This window comes from Solibacillus daqui (assembly GCF_028747805.1).
Taxonomy (GTDB): Bacteria; Bacillota; Bacilli; order Bacillales_A; family Planococcaceae; genus Solibacillus; species Solibacillus daqui.
Window position 1 is genome coordinate 1,185,395 of the sequence record NZ_CP114887.1, and the last position, 25,530, is coordinate 1,210,924.

At 38.2% G+C, this 25,530-nt stretch carries 29 protein-coding genes; 17 read left to right on the top strand and 12 right to left on the bottom strand.

Annotation, left to right across the window (positions count from 1 at the left end; genetic code table 11):
• Window positions 1-2 precede the first annotated feature (2 nt).
• From O7776_RS05565 to O7776_RS05585, 5 genes are all read right to left on the bottom strand, one after another.
• Window positions 3-632, bottom strand: coding sequence for a response regulator transcription factor (locus tag O7776_RS05565; RefSeq protein ID WP_274309620.1), 630 nt, complete (start codon window positions 630-632; stop codon window positions 3-5).
• The gene (locus O7776_RS05570) at window positions 625-1,650 is read right to left on the bottom strand and encodes a sensor histidine kinase (RefSeq protein ID WP_274309621.1); all 1,026 of its coding nucleotides are present in this window, start codon (window positions 1,648-1,650) and stop codon (window positions 625-627) included. The genes O7776_RS05565 and O7776_RS05570 overlap by 8 nt, the downstream gene beginning before the upstream one ends.
• On the bottom strand, window positions 1,647-2,321 hold the full coding sequence (gene liaF / locus O7776_RS05575) for a cell wall-active antibiotics response protein LiaF (RefSeq protein ID WP_274309622.1): 675 nt from the start codon (window positions 2,319-2,321) through the stop codon (window positions 1,647-1,649). The genes O7776_RS05570 and liaF overlap by 4 nt, the downstream gene beginning before the upstream one ends.
• Before the next feature lie 180 nt (window positions 2,322-2,501).
• Window positions 2,502-3,128 carry a PspA/IM30 family protein gene (locus tag O7776_RS05580; protein ID WP_274309623.1) on the bottom strand — a complete coding sequence of 209 codons (627 nt, stop codon included), beginning with the start codon at window positions 3,126-3,128 and terminating at the stop codon, window positions 2,502-2,504.
• A gap of 17 nt (window positions 3,129-3,145) precedes the next feature.
• The gene (locus tag O7776_RS05585; RefSeq protein ID WP_274309624.1) at window positions 3,146-3,493 is read right to left on the bottom strand and encodes a lmo0954 family membrane protein; all 348 of its coding nucleotides are present in this window, start codon (window positions 3,491-3,493) and stop codon (window positions 3,146-3,148) included.
• Window positions 3,494-3,710: 217 nt separating this feature from the next.
• Between O7776_RS05585 and O7776_RS05590 the strand changes: the two genes are divergently transcribed.
• The gene (locus O7776_RS05590) at window positions 3,711-3,929 is read left to right on the top strand and encodes a YneF family protein (protein ID WP_241368173.1); all 219 of its coding nucleotides are present in this window, start codon (window positions 3,711-3,713) and stop codon (window positions 3,927-3,929) included.
• A gap of 224 nt (window positions 3,930-4,153) precedes the next feature.
• On the opposite strand, the gene O7776_RS05595 is transcribed toward O7776_RS05590, so the two are convergent.
• A complete protein-coding gene (locus tag O7776_RS05595) occupies window positions 4,154-5,251 on the bottom strand; it encodes a low temperature requirement protein A (protein WP_274309625.1) in 1,098 nt (365 codons plus the stop codon).
• 286 nt (window positions 5,252-5,537) lie between these two features.
• Here O7776_RS05595 and O7776_RS05600 point away from each other — a divergent pair, with 286 nt between their 5' ends.
• The gene (locus O7776_RS05600; protein WP_274309626.1) at window positions 5,538-6,011 is read left to right on the top strand and encodes an S-ribosylhomocysteine lyase; all 474 of its coding nucleotides are present in this window, start codon (window positions 5,538-5,540) and stop codon (window positions 6,009-6,011) included.
• Window positions 6,012-6,057: 46 nt separating this feature from the next.
• On the opposite strand, the gene O7776_RS05605 is transcribed toward O7776_RS05600, so the two are convergent.
• Window positions 6,058-7,011 (bottom strand): alpha/beta hydrolase, encoded by a 954-nt coding sequence (locus tag O7776_RS05605; RefSeq protein ID WP_274309627.1) that lies wholly within the window; start codon window positions 7,009-7,011, stop codon window positions 6,058-6,060.
• Between the two features lie 173 nt (window positions 7,012-7,184).
• Between O7776_RS05605 and O7776_RS05610 the strand changes: the two genes are divergently transcribed.
• Together O7776_RS05610 and O7776_RS05615 are read left to right on the top strand one after the other, a co-directional pair.
• Window positions 7,185-8,366: an acetyl-CoA C-acetyltransferase gene (locus O7776_RS05610; RefSeq protein WP_274309628.1), complete on the top strand. Its 1,182-nt coding sequence runs from the start codon at window positions 7,185-7,187 to the stop codon at window positions 8,364-8,366.
• 21 nt (window positions 8,367-8,387) lie between these two features.
• Entirely contained in the window at window positions 8,388-8,642 is a 255-nt protein-coding gene (locus O7776_RS05615; RefSeq protein WP_274309629.1) for a YqkE family protein, read from the top strand.
• 94 nt (window positions 8,643-8,736) lie between these two features.
• On the opposite strand, the gene O7776_RS05620 is transcribed toward O7776_RS05615, so the two are convergent.
• Together O7776_RS05620 and O7776_RS05625 are read right to left on the bottom strand one after the other, a co-directional pair.
• Window positions 8,737-9,213: a VanZ family protein gene (locus O7776_RS05620; RefSeq protein WP_274309630.1), complete on the bottom strand. Its 477-nt coding sequence runs from the start codon at window positions 9,211-9,213 to the stop codon at window positions 8,737-8,739.
• Window positions 9,210-10,100 (bottom strand): aldo/keto reductase, encoded by an 891-nt coding sequence (locus O7776_RS05625; RefSeq protein ID WP_274309631.1) that lies wholly within the window; start codon window positions 10,098-10,100, stop codon window positions 9,210-9,212. Before O7776_RS05625 ends, O7776_RS05620 begins: the two co-directional genes overlap by 4 nt.
• Window positions 10,101-10,188: 88 nt before the next feature.
• On the opposite strand from O7776_RS05625, the gene O7776_RS05630 reads away from it, so the two are divergent.
• The 3 genes from O7776_RS05630 (at window position 10,189) to fur (ending at window position 11,827) form a co-directional block, all read left to right on the top strand.
• Window positions 10,189-10,728 (top strand): NUDIX domain-containing protein, encoded by a 540-nt coding sequence (locus O7776_RS05630; RefSeq protein ID WP_274309632.1) that lies wholly within the window; start codon window positions 10,189-10,191, stop codon window positions 10,726-10,728.
• A 59-nt stretch (window positions 10,729-10,787) separates the two neighbouring features.
• A complete protein-coding gene (locus tag O7776_RS05635; protein ID WP_274309633.1) occupies window positions 10,788-11,297 on the top strand; it encodes a hypothetical protein in 510 nt (169 codons plus the stop codon).
• A 65-nt stretch (window positions 11,298-11,362) separates the two neighbouring features.
• Window positions 11,363-11,827, top strand: a complete 465-nt coding sequence (fur, locus tag O7776_RS05640; RefSeq protein WP_241368182.1) for a ferric iron uptake transcriptional regulator — start codon at window positions 11,363-11,365, stop codon at window positions 11,825-11,827.
• A 268-nt stretch (window positions 11,828-12,095) separates the two neighbouring features.
• Here the strand turns inward: fur and O7776_RS05645 are convergent, their stop codons facing one another.
• Together O7776_RS05645 and O7776_RS05650 are read right to left on the bottom strand one after the other, a co-directional pair.
• Entirely contained in the window at window positions 12,096-13,415 is a 1,320-nt protein-coding gene (locus tag O7776_RS05645) for a hemolysin family protein (RefSeq protein ID WP_274309634.1), read from the bottom strand.
• A gap of 36 nt (window positions 13,416-13,451) precedes the next feature.
• Window positions 13,452-13,805, bottom strand: coding sequence for a MerR family transcriptional regulator (locus O7776_RS05650; RefSeq protein ID WP_420802151.1), 354 nt, complete (start codon window positions 13,803-13,805; stop codon window positions 13,452-13,454).
• Between the two features lie 229 nt (window positions 13,806-14,034).
• Between O7776_RS05650 and xerD the strand changes: the two genes are divergently transcribed.
• The 10 genes from xerD to O7776_RS05700 all read left to right on the top strand — a co-directional run bounded on the left by xerD (window position 14,035) and on the right by O7776_RS05700 (window position 24,882).
• Complete coding sequence (gene xerD / locus O7776_RS05655; RefSeq protein WP_274309635.1) at window positions 14,035-14,937, top strand: site-specific tyrosine recombinase XerD; 903 nt, start codon at window positions 14,035-14,037, stop codon at window positions 14,935-14,937.
• Window positions 14,938-15,041: 104 nt separating this feature from the next.
• Window positions 15,042-16,220 (top strand): phosphopentomutase, encoded by a 1,179-nt coding sequence (gene deoB, locus O7776_RS05660; protein ID WP_274309636.1) that lies wholly within the window; start codon window positions 15,042-15,044, stop codon window positions 16,218-16,220.
• 14 nt (window positions 16,221-16,234) lie between these two features.
• Window positions 16,235-17,539, top strand: coding sequence for a pyrimidine-nucleoside phosphorylase (locus O7776_RS05665; protein ID WP_274309637.1), 1,305 nt, complete (start codon window positions 16,235-16,237; stop codon window positions 17,537-17,539).
• Window positions 17,540-17,688: 149 nt separating this feature from the next.
• Complete coding sequence (locus O7776_RS05670) at window positions 17,689-19,446, top strand: SulP family inorganic anion transporter (RefSeq protein ID WP_274309638.1); 1,758 nt, start codon at window positions 17,689-17,691, stop codon at window positions 19,444-19,446.
• 413 nt (window positions 19,447-19,859) lie between these two features.
• The gene (locus O7776_RS05675) at window positions 19,860-20,222 is read left to right on the top strand and encodes an STAS domain-containing protein (RefSeq protein ID WP_274309639.1); all 363 of its coding nucleotides are present in this window, start codon (window positions 19,860-19,862) and stop codon (window positions 20,220-20,222) included.
• Window positions 20,207-20,647 carry an anti-sigma F factor gene (gene spoIIAB / locus O7776_RS05680; RefSeq protein ID WP_241368190.1) on the top strand — a complete coding sequence of 147 codons (441 nt, stop codon included), beginning with the start codon at window positions 20,207-20,209 and terminating at the stop codon, window positions 20,645-20,647. Before O7776_RS05675 ends, spoIIAB begins: the two co-directional genes overlap by 16 nt.
• Window positions 20,648-20,660: 13 nt before the next feature.
• Window positions 20,661-21,431 carry a SigF/SigG family RNA polymerase sporulation sigma factor gene (locus O7776_RS05685; protein WP_274309640.1) on the top strand — a complete coding sequence of 257 codons (771 nt, stop codon included), beginning with the start codon at window positions 20,661-20,663 and terminating at the stop codon, window positions 21,429-21,431.
• A 4-nt stretch (window positions 21,432-21,435) separates the two neighbouring features.
• Window positions 21,436-22,878: a spore germination protein gene (locus O7776_RS05690; RefSeq protein ID WP_274309641.1), complete on the top strand. Its 1,443-nt coding sequence runs from the start codon at window positions 21,436-21,438 to the stop codon at window positions 22,876-22,878.
• Between the two features lie 102 nt (window positions 22,879-22,980).
• Window positions 22,981-24,300 (top strand): diaminopimelate decarboxylase, encoded by a 1,320-nt coding sequence (gene lysA / locus O7776_RS05695; RefSeq protein WP_274309642.1) that lies wholly within the window; start codon window positions 22,981-22,983, stop codon window positions 24,298-24,300.
• 216 nt (window positions 24,301-24,516) lie between these two features.
• Window positions 24,517-24,882 (top strand): GNAT family N-acetyltransferase, encoded by a 366-nt coding sequence (locus O7776_RS05700; protein ID WP_241368194.1) that lies wholly within the window; start codon window positions 24,517-24,519, stop codon window positions 24,880-24,882.
• Window positions 24,883-24,941: 59 nt separating this feature from the next.
• Here the strand turns inward: O7776_RS05700 and O7776_RS05705 are convergent, their stop codons facing one another.
• Window positions 24,942-25,466: a DUF309 domain-containing protein gene (locus O7776_RS05705; RefSeq protein WP_274309643.1), complete on the bottom strand. Its 525-nt coding sequence runs from the start codon at window positions 25,464-25,466 to the stop codon at window positions 24,942-24,944.
• Window positions 25,467-25,530 lie beyond the last annotated feature (64 nt).

Genomic DNA, 25,530 nt, shown 5'->3' on the forward strand with positions numbered 1-25,530 from the left:
CCTTATTTTACAAGTCCATTTTGGAACGCATAGACAACAGCCTGGGTGCGGTCTTGAACTTCTAATTTACTTAAAATATTACTAACATGTGTTTTTACCGTTTTTAAGGCAATAAATAATTCCTCGGCAATTTCTTGATTCGCTAAACCGCGCGCCATACATTGCAATACTTCCATTTCGCGCTCTGTTAAATGGTCATGTAATGCAGGGGCAACTCCACGCATACGCGCCATGACCTTTGTTGTTGCTTCGGGTTCTAGTACCGTTTCACCTGCAATCGTTTTACGAATCGCATCGGCAATTTGCTTGGCATTACTTGTTTTTAAAATATAGCTTACGGCACCAGCTTCTAACGCAGGATATAGCTTATCATCATCAATAAAGCTAGTTACCATCATCACTTTTGCTTGCGGCCAGCTTGCTAAAATTTCGGCAGTTGCTTGTGCCCCATTTTTAATAGGCATGACATTGTCCATGAGCACAATATCAGGCTTTAGGGAAAGTGCTTTTTCTATCGCTTCTTGGCCATTCGATGCTTCTCCGATTACTTCAATATCCGGTTGTGCAGAAAGGTAAGCGGCTACACCAATTCGAACCATTTCATGGTCATCTGCAATGACGACTTTAATCATTTGTTTGTTCCTCCTTCTTTAATGGAACTTTTACTTCAACAATTGTCCCCTTGTTTGGAACGGATACAATTTTATACGAACAACCAATTTCTACCGCACGCTCTGCGATATTGCGTAGGCCGTAAGAGGAGGTTTTATCACCGTCATTATCGAAGCCAAGGCCGTTATCTTGAATGCGTAAAATGGCTAAGTCGTCACGCGAAATAAATAATAGCTCGACTTCGTTCGCTTTTGCATGACGTAGCGTATTGGATAATGCTTCTTGGGCGATGCGGAAAAGATGGTCTTCTTCGGCTTTTCCTAGTGTAATTTCTTCGATTTGATAGTCAATATTAAAGTACACTTTTTCTTGAAGCTCAACAATTAAATCCTCTAATCCTTCTGCCAAGCTTTTATTGCGCAGTGCGACAGGGCGTAGATGTAACAGCAACGCGCGCATTTCAAGTTGGGCTTGCTGTACGACTTTCTCGACTTGGGCTAGCTGTTTTTGTGAATGTTCGTTAGCTTCTTGCTCAGTTAATGCAGATAGAAGCATGGATGCCGCAAAAAGCTGCTGTGATACAGAGTCGTGTAGTTCACGTGCTAAACGCTGGCGCTCGGCAAGTAGGCGTTCTTGAACAATCGCATCGTTTGTTTCTACCTTTTCACTTGCTAGGCGCTGTAATGATGAACGCTGTGTTTCGATCAGTTCGTTTGCATCATGCAATGCTTTTTTTAGAGAGCTATTTGCATGTTTTACTTTTTGAGGAAAATCTGGCTGTGCCACTTTTTTGACAAGACGTGTCGTTTGATTTTCCTTTAGTTTTACGGCAATAGTCATCCAAATGGCAATAAAAAAGCTAAAGCTTGCTGCGACAATGACCATTATTGCAGCGAGAGGCAGATCAAATTCGCGATTATCTATTAAAAAGCGCCATGTATCCTCCTGCGGTGCGCCGTATAAAAAAATTAAAATATTGAATGCGAAAGATAGAAAAAGTAATAAGAGAATCGTTAAGCGGACTAAAAAGGCAATCATGCGCGTTGCACCTCCACATCCCCAATCCAAGTAGTCACATAGATGACAAGTATACGTTTTGCATCTTGTGGGCCGTCGTCAAATTGTAATTGCTCATTCACACATTGTTTTGGTGCATAGCTGAAACATGTCGCTTGGCCGTATAGTGTTGAATAATTCAATTGAACGGTTACTTCGTAGGGGACGACAATACGAATTTTACCAAGTGACTGCTGAATGACGATAAGCGACTTTCCAGGTGGTAAAATGGTTTCAGTCGCATCAATTGTTATATCTCCAATAAAACGTTGTATATGCACATCCTGCCACTGATAGCTTTCTGTTGGTGCATTTGTAGTACCGATTAACTGATTTTGCTGCGCAATAGACGTTATATGTTTTTTGATTTCTAGTACTTGCTCTTTTTTCGTTAAATATTGATACAGTAAAAAAATTAGAGTACCAATAATCAGTAGGCGCAATGTCCAAATGTTAATGACAGCTAAAAATAAAAAGAAAAGTCCAGCCCATAGTAAGTATTGCTTTTTCTTTTTAAAGCTAAAATACAATAGGGCTGCACCAATAATCAGTAAAAACACCGTACCATTATTGAATAATGTCAATTCGATTAACACGACAAGGGCAAAGCAAATCACAATGATAGCAAGGTGATCGGTTGTAATCTTCGGCATGATGTCCCTCCTTAAACGTACAAAATGGAGAAAGCACTTTAAGGCTTTCTCCTTGAACTTGATTCAGCAAAATCTTTTTGTACCATAAGCAAAGCGACAGGTACAGAAGTCCTCCACTTCTATAAGTGGGGGACACTCTTAGTTTAGCTAAAGCGCTAGTATATTTGCTCTATTATACCATTATTTTGGTTGATCGATTAGTTTTTGCTCTTTTTCTAATTGTGCTAAACGCGCTTCAAATGATGTGACTTCATATTTACGCTCGATGTTTTGTGATAAGTCGTCAATATAGCTTGATAGCTCATCAAAATTATCGGCATTATTTGTTGTTAACACTTTATCCATTTGATAGTTGGCACGTACGACATTTTCTTTACCCATTAATTGCAGTTGGCGTACTTTCATGTCTTTAATTTTATGCTTCATTGTTTCGAATTTACGCTCAAGTGCGAAGTATTCGTTGTTTGCTGCATCAATACTTGTTAGTAATGCTTGTTTGCGTGTAGTATAGGCAGCTACTTCATCTTGTGCAAAGGCAATTAATTCAGCTTCTTCTGTGCTTTGTGCAATTGTTAATTGTGATTCGCGTTTTTCAAGCATATCAATTGTTTGTGAAAATTGTACTTCTAACTCTTTTTTCAGTTGACCTTGGCGTGCCAGTAATTTACCTGTTTCTTCTGTTTGTTTCTCTGCTTCACGAATGTATTGGTTTAACATTTTGATTGGATTTTTTTCTACCTTCTTATCGAATAATTCGTGTAAGTCTGCTTGAATTGAGTATTTGAACTTTGTTAATAAATTTTTCATTATGCATTCACTCCTTATTATTTGTTTAAGTTAGCCCATTCGCGTTCGAAATTTGTAAACGGATCGTCTTCTTTTTTAGAGAGAATTTCGACCTTTTCGTTATTACGTGCTTTGTAAATGTAGAATACAATTCCGATTGCGACTAAGCCGATAAAGCCTGGGATGTTTGATAATGCGCTTATTAAACCAGCAAGTGCGACAACTAAGCTCATTACTTTTCCAAAAGTACTTGTGCTTTCTGTGTAATAATGTAAGCCTGCTGCAAGTAGTAAGCCTGATACTAGTAATCCAGCAACCGGTGCTAATAAACCAAACGCGATAATCGCTGCTACAAAGCCTGCTGAATATAAGAAAAACTTCTTCATTGTATTGTTCCTCCTCGTATTTGATGTCTTAATAGTACCGTGTATGCAACTCTTTCATAACGACCTGTAATTGTATTTTCAACTAGGTCTAGAGGCTGAGGGTGAGTAAGCCTAAATTGTTCAAATTAAATATATAGAAAGACTATTCTTTTTAGTGTATAATCCTTCATGGAGAGTTTTTCTCGGTACATAGGTAGCGGAGGAGGTTGGACAAGTTATGACATGGGCATGGATTTTAGGTATTATTATTGCTTTAATCGCGGGTGTTGCAATCGGTTTCTACGCAGCTCGACAATATATGATGAAGTATTTAAAAGAGAACCCACCTATTAACGAACAAATGATTCGTGTAATGATGGCACAAATGGGACGCAAACCATCTGAAAAGCAAGTACGTCAAATGATGTCGCAAATGAACAAGTTCCAAGATAAATAATGAAATCAAGGCTACCTAATGGTTCGCTTGCGGATTGTTGTGGTGGCTTTTTTGTGCGTTTTTTTTAGAGAGGTATTAATTTTGTATGAGGTGTCTGTTATTGCACAGCTATTCACAAGAAAATGAGTCTACAATTTTATATGAAACGAAACAGCCAGTCACCGGAACAATACCGTCGACTGGCTGATATTATTGATGCTGTCAGTAAACTTCATTTTCAGCCGCTATTTTAATGAAATAACTGCGTACAAGACGAAAAATAAAACCATCATCATTAAAATAAAAAAGTTTGAAATGGCGATACTATTAATGAAAATCATAACGATAAAGCATAGTAAAAAGATTAGAAGTATTAAAAAATAATGCTTTTTTAATTTTACATTTGCCTCACGAAACGGATGGAATACAAATAAAGTAGCAACTACATACATTAGCATAGCAAAGAAAATAAATTCAAGAATAAATACCGTATTCATTTTTGCCTCAAATAAAAGGCGAACGGAAATAGTAATCATACTAATTGCCATTAAAATGAATAAATGGCCATAAATAATTCGGTGGCCGGTAGCCTGCGTCGTTTTATTCACTTTAAAATCTAAGTTATCAAAGTATTGCCAGCCCATCGAAATAATTAAAATGAAAAATAACGCGCCGTACAATATATTTTCCCATTCTCCCGGATGCGGTTGAATGATCACAATAGTACTGACAAGCATTTCACCAAATAAAATCGTTGTAAACTGGCTAAATCTTTCAATGAGATGCTCGCTATTTACGGGACTCTTAATGAGATATTTACGACCAAAAAGTGGCACGATGATATCGATTAAAATACCTGCATATAAAAAACCATAGCGCCACCACGAGTCAAAAAATACAGAGCAGAGCGAAATGACAATCCCTACCCAAAAATATCTCCCTAAAAATTGCGCGGCCTGTTTTTGTGCTTCGGTCTCAACCCGAGCAACTACGCTATACTGGATCGCCGTTAACGCACGTACACCTAAATAGCCGACTAAAAAGGGAATAAAATAAGAATCAAAGTCTGTATTTAAGCTGGCAATCATAATTAACGAAAAAATCATTTGGGTAATCAGAAAAATTCGATGATGGATTAAATCTTTGCCGAAACGATTGGTAAATAGCGTTTGACCAACCCAGCTCCACCAAATCGGAATAAAGATTAAAATAAATTTAAAAATAAATTCGGTCGGTATTTCTCCATCCTCAACGTGAAATAACACGCCTGTAACGACGGATATTGCACCAACAAATAGTAAATCTGAAAAAAGCTCTAACCAAGTCACTTTTTTAATTTCCATATAAAAAACCCAGTCCTTACTAAATAAAATGTAATAATTTTGTTTAATCCTGAAACATAAAGTTTCACAATTAATGGTTACGTGTTCACTCTAATTTACCACCTCATCCTGTTAAATGCCATATAGCTGGGGATTTCCTTTCTTGGTGAATAGGAAAGTATAAGTTTTTAAGGAAATCCACATAAGAAAAGACATCAATTCGCGCTATAAAAATCTGAATATTCTATTGATTCTATCGTCCCAGTGGTCTAATCTAAAGAAGGAATACAATTTGGAGGGACGCAAAATGACGACTGAGAAAACAAACGTAGAAAGCTTTGACTTAGATCATACAAAGGTAGTTGCTCCATATGTACGCTTAGCTGGTACAAAACAAGGCGTAAAAGGGGATGTTGTAACAAAATACGATATTCGCTTTAAGCAACCAAACAAAGAACATATGGAAATGCCAGCGCTTCACTCATTAGAGCATTTAATGGCTGACCGCATTCGCAATCATTCAGATGCCGTAGTAGACCTATCGCCTATGGGTTGCCAAACAGGCTTCTATGTATCATTCATTAATTATGATGATTACGAAGGTATCTTAGCAATTTTAGAAAAAACAGCACAAGATGTGTTGGCAGCAACTTCAGTACCTGCATGTAATGAAGTACAATGCGGTTGGGCAGCGAGCCATAGTTTAGAAGGTGCACAGGCGTTAGCGAAAGAGTTTTTAGACAAACGCGCAGAATGGCATATTGTTTTTAATGAAGACTAAAAAGCTGAACGTTACGGTAATGAAATCGTAGCGTTCAGCTTTTCACTTATAATAATGTATGAGTATCGCTTCGGTAGGCGGGCACAAAATCATGTAAAAACTTCGCTACTGCTTGCTCGTAATCACCAGGATTTTCATTAAATGACTTAGCATGCGCCCCTTGATCAAATAATTTGAGTCTTTTCGGCTCAGGCTTAGCTTCGTATAATTCCTCGGCCATTCTAGAAGGAATGAAATCGTCTGGTGTGCTGTGGATAAACATTACAGGCTTTTCGATATGTTTAACTGCAACGATTGGCATTACTTCTTTTACTGAGTAGCCATCTCGAATACGCATGAAAAAGTCAGCAAAGGAAATCGTATATTTGGCATCAATTGGCACTGTATTTTCAAAAATTTCTTTTAACAAAGCGGGGAAGTTAGAAAAGGCACAATCCGAAATATAAAAGTCCGCATCATCAGCAATTGTTCCAGCATATAACAGCGTTGTCGCAGCGCCCATGGATTCACCGTGAATGCCTAAAATCGCATCTGGTCCAATTTCTTCGCGCACTTTAGCAACAACTGCTTGTAAATCAAATTTCTCGTAATGGCCGTAGCTTGTCGTTTTTCCTTCTGATTCGCCATGACGACGATGGTCATAAACAACCGCGTTAAAACCAAGTCGTTCGAACAAACGTGCATAGCGCATAGAATTGATTTTGTTTTCCGTAACACCATGACAAATGATCACGGTATTTTTCGTTTCTAACGGTTTTAAAAAAATGCCGCTTATCATATAGCCGTTTGGGGATTTGATTGATAGTAACTCTTTTGGACATCCCTCGTACCATGCCTCATCAAAACGCTTTGAGGTAATTTCACGCTCTAAAATGAAAGCATCGTCTTTTTTCTTAATATACATAAGGCGATTTGTCATTACGACACCTGTTACCGTTGTCGCAGCGGCAAGCAATGTTGTCACGATACTTCCAGATAAAAATAACGTACGCTTTTTCATATGAAGTCACTCCCTTGATAACTTTATTATTCAATGAACATCGAACAGAAATCAACTAAAATGTACCAAATAATGTTAGTGAACTTGGGTGTTAAAAATGGAAAATGTTTGATAAAATTTTTAATAAGCAACATTGTTTGCTATGGGATGGAGTATGAAAGGGGCAAAGGTTTATGACACAAGAAGTAGTAATTGTAAGTGCAGTACGTACCGCAATTGGTGCGTTCCAAGGAACATTAAAAGATATTGCAGCACCAACATTAGGTAGTATTGTCATTAAAGAGGCTTTACAACGAATTAATTTAGATTCAGCACTTGTAGATGAAGTCATTATGGGAAATGTATTAGCAGCAGGCACAGGTCAAAATCCAGCGAGACAGGCGAGTATCCAAGCCGGGATTCCATCTGCAGTACCCGCCATGACGATTAATAAAGTATGTGGCTCGGGTTTAAAAGCAGTTCATTTAGCAGCGCAAGCAATTTTAGCGGGAGATGCAGAAATCGTTATCGCAGGTGGCTTTGAAAATATGAGCCAGGCACCCTATATTATGCAAAATGCTCGAGAAGGCTTCCGAATGGGCGACCAAAAAATTATTGATACCATGATTAAGGATGGATTATGGTGCGCATTTAACGATTATCATATGGGCGTTACTGCGGAAAATTTATGCGATCAATATGACATTACTCGTGATGAACAGGATGCGTTTTCAGCACGTTCACAACAACAAGCGGCACAGGCAATTGCAGAAGGAAAGTTCGCACAGGAAATCGTACCAGTTGAAATTCCGCAGCGTAAAGGGGAGCCGATTGTATTTGCACAAGATGAGTACGTGAAATCTGGCACAACAGCAGAAAAATTAGGTAGTTTACGTCCAGCATTTAAAAAGGATGGTTCGGTAACTGCAGGAAACGCATCAGGTATTAATGATGGAGCGGCTGCGGTTGTTGTTATGTCAAAGCAGCGTGCATTAGAGCTCGGCATTAAACCAATGGCGACTATTGTTGCAAATGCAAGTGCAGGTGTTGATCCGGCAATTATGGGTATTGGTCCGGTTCAAGCGGTAAAAAAAGCTTTAACAAAAGCAAATTTAACACTAGACGAAATGGATGTAATTGAAGCGAATGAAGCATTTGCAGCACAATCAATTGCTGTGGATCGCGAATTGGCATTCAATCATGATAAACTAAATGTTAATGGCGGTGCGATTGCACTTGGACACCCTATTGGAGCAAGCGGGGCACGTATATTAGTAACGCTATTACACGAAATGCAAAAGCAAGACGCAAACTATGGTTTAGCCACACTTTGCATTGGTGGTGGTCAAGGGGTAGCAACAATCATTAAACGTTAACAAATGAAAAAGGTGAGTACAATGGCAAAAAAGAAACAACAACGTCAAACTTCAGAATTTGAATTACCAAAAGAAAAAGCTGCAACATTGGCCGATCAACTGGGTGGAGATGTACTAGCAAAATTAAAAGCGGCGAAGCAGGAAATGGTTGCCGATGAGCAAGCAAAAGAGGAAGAACGTATTGCAAAAGCGAAGTTCGAGAAAAAGCAACGCGAAAAAAATATGAGCTTTGAAGAATTATTTAACCAATACGGTGACCAAGGCTCGAAGTTTTAGTTAGAATAACACATTTCGCGCTATTTTGACGCGAAATGATGTCGTTTCTTATTTTGATTTTTCCGAAAAAAGGTAGTGCTGAAAAAAATCAGCGCTACCTTTTTACATAATGATACATAACAAGAATGAGTTTTGCGATGAGTAAAAATGTCAACGCGCCACACGCGTCTAACATAACATCACCCATCACCCCTATTCGTCCGGGTATCATGCTTTGGCGATATTCATCTAAACTTGCAATGACCACAACGCTTAAAAAGCTAAGTATCATTGGAAATCGCCATTTTAAGCGATTGTAAAAGCTAAATAAAATTAGTGCTAAAAGCCCGTACCCAAAGAAATGAGTACCTTTACGAATCAAAAATTCAATAAATTTAAAATAACCTTTCGTCTCAACGGAAACAATGCCACCCCAATAATGAAACTGGAGCTGACTAAGCCAATGCTCTAACGGTTTATCCTGTAAAACATCTTGCAGCAAGGGAATTAGTGATTGCTGTTCGTAACTCATGTTCGACATGATGACGACAACAATCAAACCAGTCACTACGAAAAAAATCGATTTTCTCATCGGTGATCGGTATAACGGTCCTGACGCGTATAATGAGCCAATTGATTGATATTGTCGATTGATTGAGCTTTTTCATAGGCTGCTAAGTTTTGCTGTAATTGCTGTATCGTACGGGCACCAATGACTGTTGAACTCACAGCACTATGTTGCAAGTTAAACGCAATTGCCGCTGCATGTACATCTCCGTAAAGTGCTTCAATTTTTTCTAAAAGTATTGTTGCCTGTGCTTCATCGTAGCTCATAAATGGTTTTAAGCGTTTGCGCCATTCATTTGTTAAGAGCCCTTTTGCGACAGAACCACGCGTCACGACAGAAGCCCCATTCTGTTCGATTGACTCGAAAAACTCACTTGCACGCTCATCAAGAATATTAAATTGCATCATATTGCTTATCGCAGCGCTATTTTTCAAAAAAGGTAAGAAAGCGTTAGGACGAATTGATGAAATCCCGTATTCACGAATTAACCCTTCTTTTTTTAACCCTTCAAATGTATCGATAATTTCTTCCCAATTATCATCTAGTGTGCCGCCATGTAGCTGATAGACGTCAATATAATCTGTTTGCAAGCGACGCAAGCTATCTCGCACAGCATTGTTAATATAGCTTGCTGACGTATCCCAGCACCAGCTATCCTTGCCGTCTTGCCAGCGATTACCTACTTTTGTTGCTATAATAATGTTGTTACGGTGCGCTTTCAATGCTTCACCTACAACCTTTTCATTTTCTCCACGGTCATATAAATCAGCTGTATCAAAATAATTAATACCTGCATCGATTGCGGTATCAATGATTTGCTTGGCTTCCTGAGCGATAGGAGGAAGAGACATACAGCCTAGACTGACTTCTGAAATTTTGATTGCGCTATTTCCTAAAGTACGATTTTTCATTGGAACACCTCCATCATTTCTTTATTTTAGAATTTCCATTTCTAATGGTACAATGAAAACAAGTTGCAGAACAAGTGGAGGCGATATGATGAATAAGTTTGAAGAGCGCACAATCCAATCAACTCCTATTTTTAATGGGAAAGTAATTTCATTAAAGGTGGATGATGTGACATTGCCAAACGGGGCTACATCAAAGCGAGAAATTATTAATCATCCAGGCGCAGTTGCAGTCATTGCGATTACTGAGGATAATAAATTGCTTCTAGTGGAGCAATATCGAAAAGCATTAGAGCGTTCCATTATCGAAATCCCAGCAGGCAAGCTCGAAAAGGGTGAGATGCCAATTATGACAGCACGCCGCGAACTAGAAGAAGAGACAGGCTATACAACAGACGACTTAACATTTGTCCAAGCGTTTGCAACCTCTCCTGGTTTTGCAGACGAAATTATTCATATTTATGTTGCAAAAAATTTAACAAAATTAAAAGTCGCAGCAGAGCTCGATGAAGATGAATTTGTTGAGTTAATGGAAGTTACCGTACAAGAGGCTGAGGCGATGGTCGCAGATGAGCGCATTTATGATGCCAAAACGGCCTTTGCAATTCTTTGGATGAAATTACAACAATAAAAAATAATGCATACCGTCTGTCAATCAGCATAAGTTGTATGGACAAGGGGGCGGTCTGTGTGCGAAATTATTTAACAATTCAATACACATCGATGATTGTCATATGTTTTATATGTGGCGTATTGTGTTATCAACTATTTGAAATGGCTCAAATCAAGCAAGTGATTACAATTTTTGATCAACGATTATTATCATTGGAAAAGCCTACAATCTTTTGGAATGTAGTTCCTTTTCTTGTGAGCATAATTATTGTATTATTCTTTTCAACACATCAATATTTAGCAAAAATAGCACTCATTTTTATTGCTATAAAAATGACATTTTTAGGACTGAGCTCTGTTTTTTTATTGGTGCAGCATGATTCTATAAAAATGTACGCGTATTGGTGGTTTCCGTTTCAATTGTTGTATGGTATTTTACTAATCATGCTTTATGAAGTGATGAAACGTCAACAATCTAGTAGGGCACTTAAACGGAAATTACCTTATAATAGAGTGCTTATTTTATTATTTGTGTTTGTTTTAATAGGGACTTTAGAAAATTTCGCAATAACTTACTTATTTAAATAAATCATTGTCTTGTAATAAGATTTAGACATTTGGTATAATGGAGTGAGTTTAGGAGGGCGTCACATATGGAGAGCCGAATTGATCGAATTAAAAAGCAACTGCATAGTGCGAGCTATAAGCTGACGCCACAGCGAGAAGCGACAGTAGCGGTATTACTTGAGCATGAGGAAGATCATTTAAGTGCTGAAGATGTTTACTTATTAGTAAAAGAAAAAGCACCTGAAATTGGTTTAGCAACAGTGTATCGTACGTTAGAGCTTCTAACAGAGCTGAAAATCGTCGATAAAATTAACTTTGGTGATGGTGTATCTCGTTATGATTTACGTCAGGAAGGTGCAAAGCATTTCCACCACCATTTAGTTTGTATCGAATGTGGCGCAGTAGATGAAATTCAAGAAGATTTATTAGAAGATGTAGAAGCAATCGTGGAAAAACGCTGGAACTTTATGATTAAAGATCACCGCCTAACATTCCATGGAATTTGTTGGCGTTGTCACGATAATAGTGATGACTCTGGAGAAGACAAATAGTAATCTATGATCAAAAAAGGGGGTGTCCGAGAAGTGATTCTGGGACACCCCCTTTGCGCCGAGGATGGAGGCCAGCACGATGCTGGTCATGAATGCGTTGTCACACGATGTGACGGTTTTAGCATTCGTTCCTATTTCGACCACCGCAGAAGCACCGCCTGCAGCGGGTAATTAATACACGAACGAAGAACTGCGCGAGAAGTATTTACTTTTCGCGCAGCCTTTTTTTCTGCTTAAATATTGTTAGCAGGGAATAGGTGAAAAAGTTTTATAACAGTTCTAAAACGTCATGAAGTTTTTTCACATCTAAATATTGAATTTGTAATCCATCAATCTCGTGGATTTTAAATTCATAGTTTTCGAATATAAATGATTCGTCCGATTGTAGTTCAGGCATGTTCGCAAAGTACCAACCACCGATTGTATCGATATTTGGATCTTCAATATCTAAGTGTAACAACTTACAAACATCGTCAACTAACACTTTCGAATAAATTAAGTAATGGTCATCACCAATTTTACGAATGTTTGGGATTTCATCATCGTCAAACTCATCGCGAATTTCTCCAACAAGCTCTTCTAAAATATCTTCTACTGTTACCATACCACTAGTTCCACCATATTCATCTAACAAAATCGCAATATGAATACGTTTCTTTTGCATAATTTGTAGTAGGTTTTGAATTGGTGTCGTTTCTATAATACGAATCATTGGATTGATATAGTCTTCTAGTTTAAAAGATGCAGAAACAATACGATTGTTCATTCCTAATGTTAGGAAGTCTTTAATATTTAAAAAACCTAAAATATTGTCGCGGTCACCGTCGTAAACTGGGTAACGAGTGTAGCGTTCTTCTGATATTTGCGTTAAAACCTCTTCAAAAGTTGCCGTTATGTCAAAGCCAACTATATCTGTACGGGGTACCATAATTTCACGTGCGATCTTGTCATCGAACTCAAATACATTGTTTACATATTTTAATTCAGTCATGTTAATTTCGCCTGATTTGTAGCTTTCAGATAATAGCAAGCGTAATTCTTCTTCTGTGTGTGATAGTTCATGCTCACTTGCTGGTTGCATACCGAATGCTTTTAATAAAACACGTGCAGAACCATTTAGCAACCAGATTAATGGAAACATCAGTTTATAGAATAATTGAATTGGTTTTGCAAATGCTAATGTAATCGCTTCAGCCTTTTGGATTGCAATTGTTTTTGGTGCTAATTCACCAACAACTACGTGGAAAAATGTTGCAAGGAAAAATGCGCCACCTAATGTAAACCAATGTACATAGTCAGTAGGAATGCCGATTGCGTCAAACAGCGGATGTAAAATAAATTCAAACGTTGATTCCCCGACCATACCAATACCAAGTGCTGTTACAGTAATCCCTAACTGACACGCTGATAAATATTCGTCCAAATGAGTTGTTACATTTTTGGCTGCCAATGAGCCGGTTTTTCCTTCAGCAACAAGCTGATCAATACGAGATTGACGGACTTTAACAATAGCAAACTCAGTTGCAACGAAAAAGGCTGTCAAGGCGATTAATACCGCGAAAATAATTAAGTTAATGACTGTGGTCAAACAAGCGTTCTACTCACGAAGTAGAACGTTCACCTCCTAGTTATTTAAAATTAATAATAGTGATTGCATAAGTGCAACACTTTCAGGTGACACTTTTTTCCGCAATTTTTTTCGCTCTGTGTCATCTAGATGCTCCATTAATATCGTGACGTCATGCTCAAGTTTGCGCATTTGTAGACGGATGTCCTGAACATCGATTTCTTCTGGTGCATCCTCTGTAGGTAATAGCATTTTATGAATTTCTTCTAAACATTTACCTTGTTGTTTTTGCTGTTCAATCCAATGAATACGTTCGATCATTGTTTTATCGTAGTAGCGATAATTGGATGCCGAACGCTCTACAGTAAGCAGATTTAAATTTGTATAATAATCGATAGTTCGTTTTGTCACACCTGTCGCAGAGGCAAGTTCTCCAATTTTTAATTTGTCGATCCCAAGTTATCACTCCTATCCAAAACGTTACACTTGTAAGGATAACGTATAATATTCAAATTGTAAAATAAACATTAACGGTGGAAAATTTTTGGTAGAAAAACAGTTTCAAGATGAATTTATGCTGCGCTTAAATAATTGGAAAGTGTTAAAATAATAAGACTAAATAGTAAGTGAGGCGATAAATATGCAAGCATTGAAAGATCCAATTGATGATTACCTTCATTTTATAAAAGTAGAACGCCAATTATCAGACAATACATTGCAATCTTATAAAAGAGATTTAGTATCTTATGCGCGTCATTTGTTTCATGAGCAAAAACTTGCTGACTTCAATCAAGTGCTACGCGATAATATTTTATTGTATTTAGATAGTTTGCGTGCAGTAGGAAAATCAAGTAAAACCGTTTCGCGACATATTTCATCAATTCGTTCTTTTCACCAATTTTTATTGCGTGAAAAAGTATGCGACAATGATCCGACGGTGCATCTAGAAATGCCAAAAAAAGAACAGACTTTACCGAAAGTGCTTTCAATAGAAGATATTGATGCACTCATTTCAGCACCATCAATTGAAAAGCCTCAAGGAATACGAGATATTGCAATTTTAGAGATGATGTATGGCTCAGGTATGCGGATTAGTGAATTGATTGCATTAAATCTTGAAGATGTGCATATTACGATGGGCTTTGTGCGTGTATTTGGTAAAGGGGGGAAGGAACGTATTATTCCACTAGGGCGTGGTGCACTTACAGCATGTACCAATTATTTAAATGAGGCAAGACCGCATCTGCTCGGCAATGCCCCGAAAAATGATGCGTTTTTTATTACACAAAGAGGGAAACGATTCACTAGACAGGGCTGCTGGAAAATTATAAAAGAACATGCTCAAACGGCCGATATCACAAAAGAAATTACACCTCACGTGCTGCGTCATTCATTTGCGACCCATTTAATCGAAAACGGAGCAGACCTACGTGCAGTACAGGAATTATTAGGACATTCCGATATTTCCACAACGCAAATTTACACGCATGTAAGTAAAACAAGATTATCTGAAGTATACAAACAATTCCATCCGAGGGCGTAAAGCTAATAAATTTATGAAAACCTTTTCAAAATCGGATGTCTGACCTTTATTTGTTGCAACTTATTATGTAAAATAAGAGTGTAGAAAGAGGAGTGAACAGTATAATGCAACCTTTTAAAAAAATACATGTAATCGTAATGGACTCAGTAGGCATTGGTGAAGCACCAGATGCAGACAAATTTGGTGACGTTGGCTCACATACATTAGGACATATCGCAGAAAAAATGAACGGCTTAAACATGCCAACAATGGAGAAAATGGGCTTATCGAACATTCGTGAGCTACAAGGAATCGCAAAAAGCGAATCACCAGCTGCCTATTACGGTATGATGCAAGAAGCTTCTGTTGGGAAAGATACAATGACAGGGCATTGGGAAATCATGGGCTTAAACATCGACAAGCCATTTAAAGTATACCCTGAAGGCTTCCCACAAGATCTAATTACAAAACTAGAAGCAGCTACAGGACGCAAAGTACTTTGTAATTTACCATACAGCGGTACAGCGGTGATCGATGATTATGCGAAAGAACATATGGAAACTGGTGCAATTATTGTTTATACATCGGCGGATCCAGTCTTACAAATTGCGGCTCACGAGGAAATTATTCCAGTAGATGAATTATATAAAATATGTGAAATCGCACGTGAATTAACATTAGATCCTAAATTTTTAGTGGGTCGCGTTATTGCACGTCCATTCGTAGGTGTGCCAGGGAACTTTACACGTACGTCGAATCGTCATGATTATGCGTTAACGCCATTTGGTCGCACAACGATGGCTGAAATGAAAGATGAAGGTTTAGATGTTATTGCGATCGGTAAAATTTCTGACATCTTTAATGGTGATGGTGTCACAGAAGCCATTCGTACGAAAAATAATACAGACGGAATGGACAAAATGGCGGATGTCGTTCGTCGAGACTTCAATGGGTTGAGCTTCTTAAACCTAGTAGATTTCGATGCGAACTTCGGCCACCGTCGTGATCCGATCGGTTATGGCGAAGCGTTAGAAGAGTTTGACCGTCGTTTACCAGAAGTGCTTGAAGCATTATCTGAAGATGATTTATTAATAATTACGGCTGACCACGGCAATGACCCAACTTTCCCTGGTACAGACCATACCCGTGAATATGTTCCGTTAATCGTATATTCACCACGCTTTAAACAAGGTACTGAATTACCATTACGCGAAACATTCGCAGATATCGCAGCAACAGTTGCAGCAAACTTTAACATCGCTGCACCGGAATTCGGAAAGAGCTTCTTAAATGAGTTGAAATAAGGGGGAAAATCAACATGAGAATGGTTGACATTATTGAAAAAAAGCGTAATGGCGAAGAACTATCTACACAGGAAATTCGCTTCTTTGTAGAGGGCTATACAGATGGGTCAATTCCCGATTATCAAGCAAGTGCTTTATGTATGGCGATTTATTTTCAAGACATGACTGATCGTGAACGCGCGGACTTAACAATGGCAATGGTAGAATCAGGCGACCAAATCGACCTATCTTCAATTGCTGGTGTGAAAGTAGACAAGCACTCAACTGGCGGTGTAGGTGATACAACAACTTTACCACTTGCAGCAATGGTAGCAGCAGTTGGTGTTCCAGTTGCGAAAATGAGTGGTCGTGGTTTAGGTCATACAGGTGGTACGATTGATAAATTAGAATCAATTGAAGGGTTCCATGTTGAATTATCGAGCGAACAGTTCTCGAAACAAGTAAATGAAATTGGCATGGCGGTTATCGGACAATCTGGTAACTTAACGCCTGCTGATAAAAAGCTATACGCATTACGAGATGTTACTGGTACCGTTTCAAGTATTCCTTTAATCGCTGGTTCTATTATGTCGAAAAAAATTGCAGCTGGCGCAGATGCTATCGTTCTTGATGTGAAAACAGGTGACGGTGCATTCATGAAAACAGTGGAAGATTCAATCAAACTTGCACAAGCAATGGTGAAAATCGGAAACAATATCGGACGTAAAACAATGGCCATTATCTCAGATATGAGCCAACCATTAGGTTTTGCAATCGGTAACGCACTTGAAGTTCAAGAAGCCATCGATACGTTAAAAGGTAACGGTCCAGCAGACTTAAACGAGCTTTGCTATACATTAGGTGCTCAAATGGTTGTTGTTGGCGGTAAAGCTGAAACAATCGAAGAAGCACGCAAAATGCTCGAAGATGTTGTAGCAAACGGCTCAGCATTAGAAGTGCTAAAAAAATTCATCGCTGCTCAAGGTGGCGATGCTTCAGTAGTAGAAGACCCATCTCGTTTACCACAAGCAAAATTCAAAATTGAAGTACCGGCTAAACAAGATGGCTATGTTGCAAAAATCGAAGCAGATGATATCGGCACAGCTGCGATGCTACTAGGTGCAGGTCGTGCAACGAAAGAATCTGAAATCGATTTAGCAGTTGGTTTAGTACTGCATAAAAAAGTAGGTGACCAAGTGGCACAAGGTGAGTCATTAATGACGATTCATGCCAACACTGAAAATGTAGACGACGTATTAGAAAAAATCTATGCGCATTTCCACATTTCTGCTGATAAGGTAGAAGTACCAAAATTAATCGAAGCGATTATTACAGAGTAGTTTATAGAAAAGCTTATTGCGATTAGAAATTTTGCAGTAAGCTTTTTTGCTCTTTGAAAAATTTTAAAATGTGATAAAATGTGTATATTAATACTATTTTGTGAATAATATTTTCTGTTTTAATCATTAATTTGTAAAGAAGGGGTCTTATGCAATTGAAGTGGTCGGGGAGATTTGAGGGGTATACATTTGCACATTTTAAAAAGGATTTAATTTCGGGAACAATTGTTGGGATTATCGCAATTCCACTGGCGATGTCTTTTGCAATTGCATCAGGAGTAAAACCCGAATATGGCATATACACCGCGATAATTGCAGGGATATTAATATCGCTACTAGGTGGATCAAAATACCAAATAGGTGGGCCAACTGGTGCCTTTGTTCCGGTTTTACTTGGGATTGTACTCGTTTACGGATATGAAAATCTATTAATTGCTGGACTCATGGCGGGGGTCATGCTTGTTTTAATGGGTGTATTTAAGCTTGGCACACTCATAAAGTTCATTCCGAGACCTGTGACAGTTGGCTTTACAGCAGGGATTGCGGTCATCATTTTTACCGGACAAGTTGGTAATTTTTTAGGTCTATCGAATATGCAACAGCATGAAAAGTTTCATATGAATGTGCTAGAAATTGCTTCAAATATGAGCACATTCAATTATTATAGTGTGCTTGTAGCGGGAATTTGCCTTGCGCTTATTTTACTAACACCTCGCCTATTACCAAAAGTTCCAGGTACGCTTGTTGGCATTATTGTGTCTACTATTATTGCAGTGCTGTTTTTACAAGGACAAGTAGCGACAATCGGTTCCACATATGGTGAAATACCAAATACGTTACCTCAATTTCAAATACCTGAAATTACATTTGAACGAATCTATTTGTTAATTGGTCCTGCATTTGTTATTGCGATGCTTGGCGGGATTGAGTCATTATTATCTGCTGTTGTCGCAGATGGAATGACAAACAGTAAGCATAATAGTAATCGTGAACTAATCGGACAGGGAGTTGCTAATATTGTGACGCCGTTATTCGGGGGGATTCCTGCGACAGGTGCGATTGCACGTACGGCTACAAATATTAAAACTGGCGCAACTTCACCAATGTCCGGCATCATCCACGGGGTATTTGTACTGTTAACATTAGTATTGCTCGCACCGCTTGCCGTGCATATCCCACTTGCGAGTTTAGCACCGGTGCTAATGATGGTGGCATGGAATATGAGTGAACGTCATCATTTTTTACATATTGTAAAGCTCAAATCAGGGGATTCGCTTGTACTTGTTATTACGTTTTTATTAACCGTATTTACGAGCTTAACATTTGCGGTGCAGGTAGGCTTAATTTTAGCGGTTATCCTATTTGCGAAACGAATGAGTGATATGCTAACGGTAACAAAGGTGCTACCGAATTTAGAAGAGCATGGTGGGAAGTTGCAATCGCAAATGGTGTCAGATACACATGATTGTCCGCAAATTAGTGTTTATACAATTGATGGACCATTATTTTTTGGCGCGGCTCAAACGTTTGAACAATCAATATTAAATACACTTCATTATCGACCAGCAGTATTTATAATGCGCTTAGGAAAGGTACCTTATATTGATTCAACCGGTGAGGAATATTTCCGAAGCATCGTACGTGATTTCCAAAACAATGGTGGGATGATACTTGTCAGTGGTGTACAGCCAAGTTTACAAATCATGCTTGAACGCAACGGATTACTTGAATTGATTGGTGCGGATCATTTTTATGCATCAACAGGCGAGGCAATTTCTGAAGCAATTTCAATTATTAATCAAAACAAATGCTTTGGCTGTAAGCATTTTGCGTTTCGTGAATGTCAGCAGCTTGCGAATGGTGAGCAATTAGAACAACCAAAACAACTTATAGAAACAACCATTTAACTTGTCTCAGAAGGGGGTAAAACCCCGTGAAGAAAATTTGTTCCACGGCGTATGTCACAGATTTTTTTTCGAGCAAGCTCAAAAAAAATCTGGAAGCAATTACGCTGAGGCGAAATTGATCGAAACAACTGTCTAAAAGGGTAGCATCCTTTTTCAGACGGTTGTTTTTTTGTTTGGTGGATAAAAAAGTATAAGTTTTTTAATGTAACCTACATAAGAAAAGACATCAACTCGCGCTCTTTTGCGCGAGTTGTATTTTTCTAACCGAAAATGATTAAAACATAGAATTTTTACCTATACTGCATCTAGCTGTCGTAAATCCACTACTTATAGCGAACGTGCACTTGTTTTGTCAACGTGATAGGAAAACGACTTTAGTTGCCGAATATCGAAGCTAGAAGGAGGCGGCATGTATGAATTTTAATGTAACGATGTACCCGAATCAGCTATTAATTGTGAAGCTTTATGGAGAGCTCGATCATCATCAAACCGAAAAAATACGCGGAGATATTTCGAAAGCAATTTTGCAAGGAGATGTACGGCTGCTTGTTTGGAATTTAGAGCATTTGCAATTTATGGATAGCGCGGGAATTGGATTAGTACTTGGGCGAATGCGTGAACTAAGGGCAGTAGATGGAGAAACAATGCTGCTTAACCCATCACCAACAATGCAAAAAATCTTTCAATTTTCAGGGTTATCAAAATTTATATGCTTTGCGACAGAGGAACAGGTCATTTTACGTAGCAAGGGGGATTTTCAATGGATAACGAAATGACACTTACATTTTTAGCGCGTAGTGAAAATGAAAGCTTGGCACGTATTGCGGTAACAAGCTTTATGGCGCAATTAGATCCGACCGTTGAAGAACTGTCTGAATGCAAAACAATCGTATCAGAGGCAGTATCGAATGCGATTATTCATGGCTATGCAAATAATCCAAACGGCATGATTACAGTCCATGCCACGCGCTTTGGTGCAGAAATAAGTGTGGCAATTAAGGATGAAGGCTGTGGAATTGCCAATATTGAGCAAGCACGCGAGCCATTATATACTACAAAACCAGAGTTAGAACGTTCAGGCATGGGCTTTACGATTATGGAAAGTTTTGCTGATTTTTTACAAATCGAATCAACGCTTGGTGAAGGAACAATTATCACTTTTACAAAGCAAATTTCCCCACTACAAGCATTTGTGACGTAACGACTATAGGGGGGTGGAGAGAATCGAACAGTCATCTGAAACGTTATTAACACAAGCGCATATGCGTGAGCTTATCGCAATGTCTCAAGAAGGGGACACAGAGGCCAGAAAACGGATGATCGAAGGCAATACGAGGCTCGTGTGGTCAATTGTACAGCGCTTTGCTTCAAGAGGTGTAGAGCTTGAAGATTTATTTCAAATTGGCTGTATAGGGCTTATGAAATCTGTAGATAAGTTTGATTTATCCTATGATGTGAAATTTTCGACCTATGCCGTACCGATGATTATCGGGGAAATTCAACGATTTTTACGAGATGACGGAATGGTGAAAGTTAGTCGTTCAATACGCGAGCTTAATTTTAAAATTCGTCATGCGACGGATGAATATTTAAAAACAAATGAAAAATCACCGTCAATTGCAGAGCTCGCTGCGATTTTACAAGTATCACCGGATGAGATTTTAATGGCTACAGATGCAATGCGTGACCCAGCGAGCCTACACGATCAACTGTTTGAAAATGATGGGGATTCGATTACGCTTATGGATCAAATGCGTGACGATAAATCCCAGCTTGCTTTTGATTATATTACGCTCAAAGATTTATTGAAACGTTTAGGAAAACGAGAGCAATCGATTATCTATTTCCGCTATTATTTGGATTTAACACAGACGGAAATTGCGGACAGGCTCGGTATTTCACAAGTGCAAGTATCACGTTTGGAAAAAAAGATTTTAGCGCAATTAAAAACATGGATAGAACTACCAATATCAAGTAAGCGGTGAAAAAATGAAGAATCAACTATTTACATCAAAAGAGATTGCAAAAGGATTCTTAGAATCACGCTTTGACACGGATCACACTTTTGACGTATGCGTAAAAGAAATCACAATCAAAAATCTCCCGACACTGACAGTATATATTAGTGGATTAGTAAACGGAGACAGCTTGACCAAATTGTTAGCGAATTTGCAATGGGAACAGCATGAAGAAATAGATGATGAAAATGTCTATTTTGAAGAGCATTTTAACTATCACGATAAAGAACAAGTAACATCAATTGATGATTTTCTACTAGGTATTTTAAGTGGCCGAATAGGATTTATCACGTTGAGTGGCTATGCATTTTTAGCGGAGTTTCGCCAATATCCAGGCAGAAGTCCAGAAGAACCGGATAATGAAAAAGTAATTCGTGGTTCTCGCGACGGCTTCGCAGAAAATGTCATCCAAAATGTAGCGCTTATTCGTCGGCGTATTCGCAGTACAGAGCTTCGCTATCAAATGCATCGTGTTTCAACTTATGGTCAAACCGATGTTGTTATTGCTTATATGGGCGATTTGGTGAATGAGGATCACTTACAATGGATTATCGAGCGACTAAGCCAAATTAAGCATGATGGTCTAACGATGAGTGATAAATCATTAGAAGAATGGCTGTTTAAGCAAAGATTCCATCCGCTACCATTTGTTCGTTACACAGAAAGACCTGATATTGTTGCTGCACATTTATTAGAAGGGCATATTGCGATTATTGTGGATACATCTCCTTCAGTTATGCTTATGCCAGTGACGATGTTTCATTTATTACAGCATGCCGAGGAATATCGCCAAGCACCTCTAATTGGCACGATGATGCGTTTATTACGTTTTGGTGCAGTGCTATTAAGTTTTTTACTACTACCATTTTGGTACTTGCTCATAACAAATGAGCATATAATACCTGAACAATTATCGTATATAGGTATAAGTGATAAAAGTGAAGTACCGCTATTTTTGCAACTTATGATAGCAGATACCGGGATTGAATTTTTGCGAATAGCAGCTATTCACACCCCGACGCCATTATCGACTGCAATGGGTTTAATTGCTGGGATTATAATTGGTCAAATTGCAATTGATGTTGGATTGTTTTCTAGTGAAGTGGTACTATACACGGCCATTAGTGCGATATTTACGTTTGCAATACCCAATTATGAATTAAGTATTTCGGTGAAGGTATTCCGTTTATTGCTACTTTCGGTAACAGCACTATTTGGCATAAATGGATTTTTTATTGGAATTTTTGCGATATTCACGTATTTATGCGCATTAAAACCGATGAAAGTCCCTTATTTATGGCCGCTTGTTCCATTCTTCCCTAAAGCATTCTTACGAGTGTTTATTCGCTTTCCAATGTCAGATGACGCGTTGCGACCATATATCATTGGTGCTAAACAGCGAAAACGCGCATGAACGCACATTGCATGACACACTTTCCTATGTTAAAGTTCTCATATAATATTTTGTGATTTTTATGAATATTAGTGCGACTAATCGTAGTTAGGGGAGAATGACATGCATTTTTATGGTACACAACAAGTAAACGAACAAGGAAATTTAATGATTGGTGGCGTTGACACAGTAGAGTTAGCAAAACAATATAGAACACCTTTATTCGTTTACGATACTGCGTTAATCCGAAAACGCGCGCGTGGCTTTATTGATACATTTGAAAAATTAGGTGTAACAGCACAAGTTGCATATGCTTCAAAAGCATTTGCCTGTGTAGCAGTGTATCAATTAGCTGCACAAGAAAATTTATCACTTGATGTTGTATCAGGAGGCGAATTATTTACTGCCATTAAAGCAGGATTCCCAGCAGAACGCATTCACTTCCACGGTAACAATAAATCGATTGCTGAACTTGAGTTAGCATTCGATACGAAAATTGGCTGTATCGTAGTAGATAATTTCTATGAAATCGCTGTTTTAAAAGAAATCGCTCAAAGAAAAAATCAAAAGATGAACGTATTATTACGTGTGACACCTGGTGTTGAAGCACATACACATGACTTTATTACAACAGGTCAAGCGGATTCGAAATTTGGCTTTGACTTAAATAACGGTCAAGCAGATGAAGCATTTAAACAAGTTGTTAATGATGAATTCATCAACCTTTTAGGTTTACACTGCCATATCGGTTCGCAAATTTTCGAAACAGAAGGTTTTAGCTTAGCGGCTGGAAAAGTAATGCAAAAGATGGGTGCTTGGAAACAAGAACATGACTTTGAAGCAACAGTACTAAACTTAGGTGGCGGCTTTGGTATTCGCTATACAGCAGAAGACAAGCCGCTTGAACCTCATGAGTATGTAGCTGATATGATTAAAACTGTGCAAGCAGAAAGCGAAAAATTAAGCTTAACAATGCCTGAAATTTGGATTGAGCCAGGCCGTTCGTTAGTAGGAGATGCGGGAACGTCTCTTTACACAATTGGCTCGCAAAAAACAGTACCTGGCTTGCGCGAATATATCGCGGTTGATGGTGGGATGAGCGATAATATCCGACCAGCATTATATGATGCAAAATATGAGGCTGTTATTGCGAACAAAGCGAACAACGCAAAAACAAGTACATATACTGTAGCAGGAAAGCTTTGTGAATCTGGTGATAAATTAATCATCGATGCTGCCTTACAAAAGGTGGAAACAGGTGATATTTTAGCAATGTTCTGTACTGGGGCATACGGCTATTCAATGGCATCAAACTACAACCGTGTTCCACGTCCTGCAGTAGTGTTTGTAGAAAATGGGGAGCATCAATTAGCTATTCAACGTGAAAGTTATGAAAATTTAGTTGTAAATGATCTACCGTTAACATTAAAAAAGGGTGAGTAATCGTTGAAACTATCGAAGCAGGCGAAATGGGGTTTGGGGCTGTTAGTAGGTATTATTATGTGGTCTCTACTTTTCATTTACGTAATTAGTCCATTAGTTAATAAAATGTCAAATTAGTAAACTGTCACTCACATTGTAACGTTGGAAAATTGTGTTATTGCATTTCTTTTCATCTTTTGATAGGATTTGCAATGGTAGAATTGAGGGAATGTGAAAATGTTAGTTCGGTATAAAAAAGCACTTGAAAAAATTGCGATGGGATTAATTTCATTAATGCCACAAGAAAAAGATATCAAACGCTTAATGGAAACCATTCAACAATATGATCAAAACGAAAATTGGACGTTGTATTTGTGGAAAAAGGATGACGAATATGTAGGTGCTGTCGGGATTGTGGAAGAAAACGATGTAGTAACATTGCAACATATTACGGTAATCCCATCTTATCGTGGCGAAGGTGTAGCTTTAAAAATGTTACAAGAGCTTAAAGAAATGGGCTATGACAAAATTGTTGCCAATGATGAGACACATTCATTTGTTCAAAAGTGTAAACCTATATTAAATAACGAAGCAGATAATTAACTTTGCTTCAATATAAAAAGATGAAATGGTACATAGGCCATTTCATCTTTTTCATTTTCCTATTGGTTCCTTGATGTTTTATCATTTGTGTTTTTTAACTTATTCGCTTCACGCAAAGCGATAATATCGGAACGGTCACGTAGCATATGTTTATTAAGTAGGAAGTGTGGGTCAAGTGTTGGTGTTGCTATGATTTTATCAAGCACAGCTATGTGAAGCTCCGGATGGTTAATCGGAATTTTAATACGCGTGAACTTTTCGTGAGCTGTTATACGTTTATGTTGTAGCTGCATGTCCTCTATCAATTGTTCAAAGTAGACATAATCAAAATATGGTGAATTTTTATTGCTTTTAAAATTGTTGATCGCTTTTTGAAATATCCGATCGGCGCCATTGAAATTTTCGCGACGCCAATGATACATACCTGTAGCAAGCTGGACATAGCCTACAAGTGAGTGAAGTTTTTCACCAGGTGCGACTTCCTTCCAATATTCTTCTAATACTTCATGGCATTCAAAATAGTCCTCATTGCCATTAAAATAAGCACAGTACTCAATAAACAGTGGGTGAAACAAAGGATGCATTGTGGACTCCTTTCGAATATACTTAATGATGGATTAAAACAAATGATACCAATGATAGCTGTAA

Coding starts and splice junctions, on each gene's coding strand:
- deoB (WP_274309636.1), top strand. CDS start 15,042: ATGCAACCTTTTAAAAAAATACATGTAATCGTAATGGACTCAGTAGGC.
- O7776_RS05665 (WP_274309637.1), top strand. CDS start 16,235: ATGAGAATGGTTGACATTATTGAAAAAAAGCGTAATGGCGAAGAACTA.
- O7776_RS05690 (WP_274309641.1), top strand. CDS start 21,436: ATGAAGAATCAACTATTTACATCAAAAGAGATTGCAAAAGGATTCTTA.
- O7776_RS05675 (WP_274309639.1), top strand. CDS start 19,860: ATGAATTTTAATGTAACGATGTACCCGAATCAGCTATTAATTGTGAAG.
- lysA (WP_274309642.1), top strand. CDS start 22,981: ATGCATTTTTATGGTACACAACAAGTAAACGAACAAGGAAATTTAATG.
- O7776_RS05600 (WP_274309626.1), top strand. CDS start 5,538: ATGACGACTGAGAAAACAAACGTAGAAAGCTTTGACTTAGATCATACA.
- O7776_RS05565 (WP_274309620.1), bottom strand. CDS start 632: ATGATTAAAGTCGTCATTGCAGATGACCATGAAATGGTTCGAATTGGT.
- O7776_RS05585 (WP_274309624.1), bottom strand. CDS start 3,493: ATGAAGAAGTTTTTCTTATATTCAGCAGGCTTTGTAGCAGCGATTATC.
- liaF (WP_274309622.1), bottom strand. CDS start 2,321: ATGCCGAAGATTACAACCGATCACCTTGCTATCATTGTGATTTGCTTT.
- fur (WP_241368182.1), top strand. CDS start 11,363: ATGGAGAGCCGAATTGATCGAATTAAAAAGCAACTGCATAGTGCGAGC.
- O7776_RS05605 (WP_274309627.1), bottom strand. CDS start 7,011: ATGAAAAAGCGTACGTTATTTTTATCTGGAAGTATCGTGACAACATTG.
- O7776_RS05580 (WP_274309623.1), bottom strand. CDS start 3,128: ATGAAAAATTTATTAACAAAGTTCAAATACTCAATTCAAGCAGACTTA.
- O7776_RS05615 (WP_274309629.1), top strand. CDS start 8,388: ATGGCAAAAAAGAAACAACAACGTCAAACTTCAGAATTTGAATTACCA.
- O7776_RS05590 (WP_241368173.1), top strand. CDS start 3,711: ATGACATGGGCATGGATTTTAGGTATTATTATTGCTTTAATCGCGGGT.
- O7776_RS05620 (WP_274309630.1), bottom strand. CDS start 9,213: ATGAGAAAATCGATTTTTTTCGTAGTGACTGGTTTGATTGTTGTCGTC.
- xerD (WP_274309635.1), top strand. CDS start 14,035: ATGCAAGCATTGAAAGATCCAATTGATGATTACCTTCATTTTATAAAA.
- O7776_RS05610 (WP_274309628.1), top strand. CDS start 7,185: ATGACACAAGAAGTAGTAATTGTAAGTGCAGTACGTACCGCAATTGGT.
- O7776_RS05700 (WP_241368194.1), top strand. CDS start 24,517: ATGTTAGTTCGGTATAAAAAAGCACTTGAAAAAATTGCGATGGGATTA.
- O7776_RS05630 (WP_274309632.1), top strand. CDS start 10,189: ATGAATAAGTTTGAAGAGCGCACAATCCAATCAACTCCTATTTTTAAT.
- O7776_RS05570 (WP_274309621.1), bottom strand. CDS start 1,650: ATGATTGCCTTTTTAGTCCGCTTAACGATTCTCTTATTACTTTTTCTA.
- O7776_RS05670 (WP_274309638.1), top strand. CDS start 17,689: ATGCAATTGAAGTGGTCGGGGAGATTTGAGGGGTATACATTTGCACAT.
- spoIIAB (WP_241368190.1), top strand. CDS start 20,207: ATGGATAACGAAATGACACTTACATTTTTAGCGCGTAGTGAAAATGAA.
- O7776_RS05625 (WP_274309631.1), bottom strand. CDS start 10,100: ATGAAAAATCGTACTTTAGGAAATAGCGCAATCAAAATTTCAGAAGTC.
- O7776_RS05595 (WP_274309625.1), bottom strand. CDS start 5,251: ATGGAAATTAAAAAAGTGACTTGGTTAGAGCTTTTTTCAGATTTACTA.
- O7776_RS05705 (WP_274309643.1), bottom strand. CDS start 25,466: ATGCATCCTTTGTTTCACCCACTGTTTATTGAGTACTGTGCTTATTTT.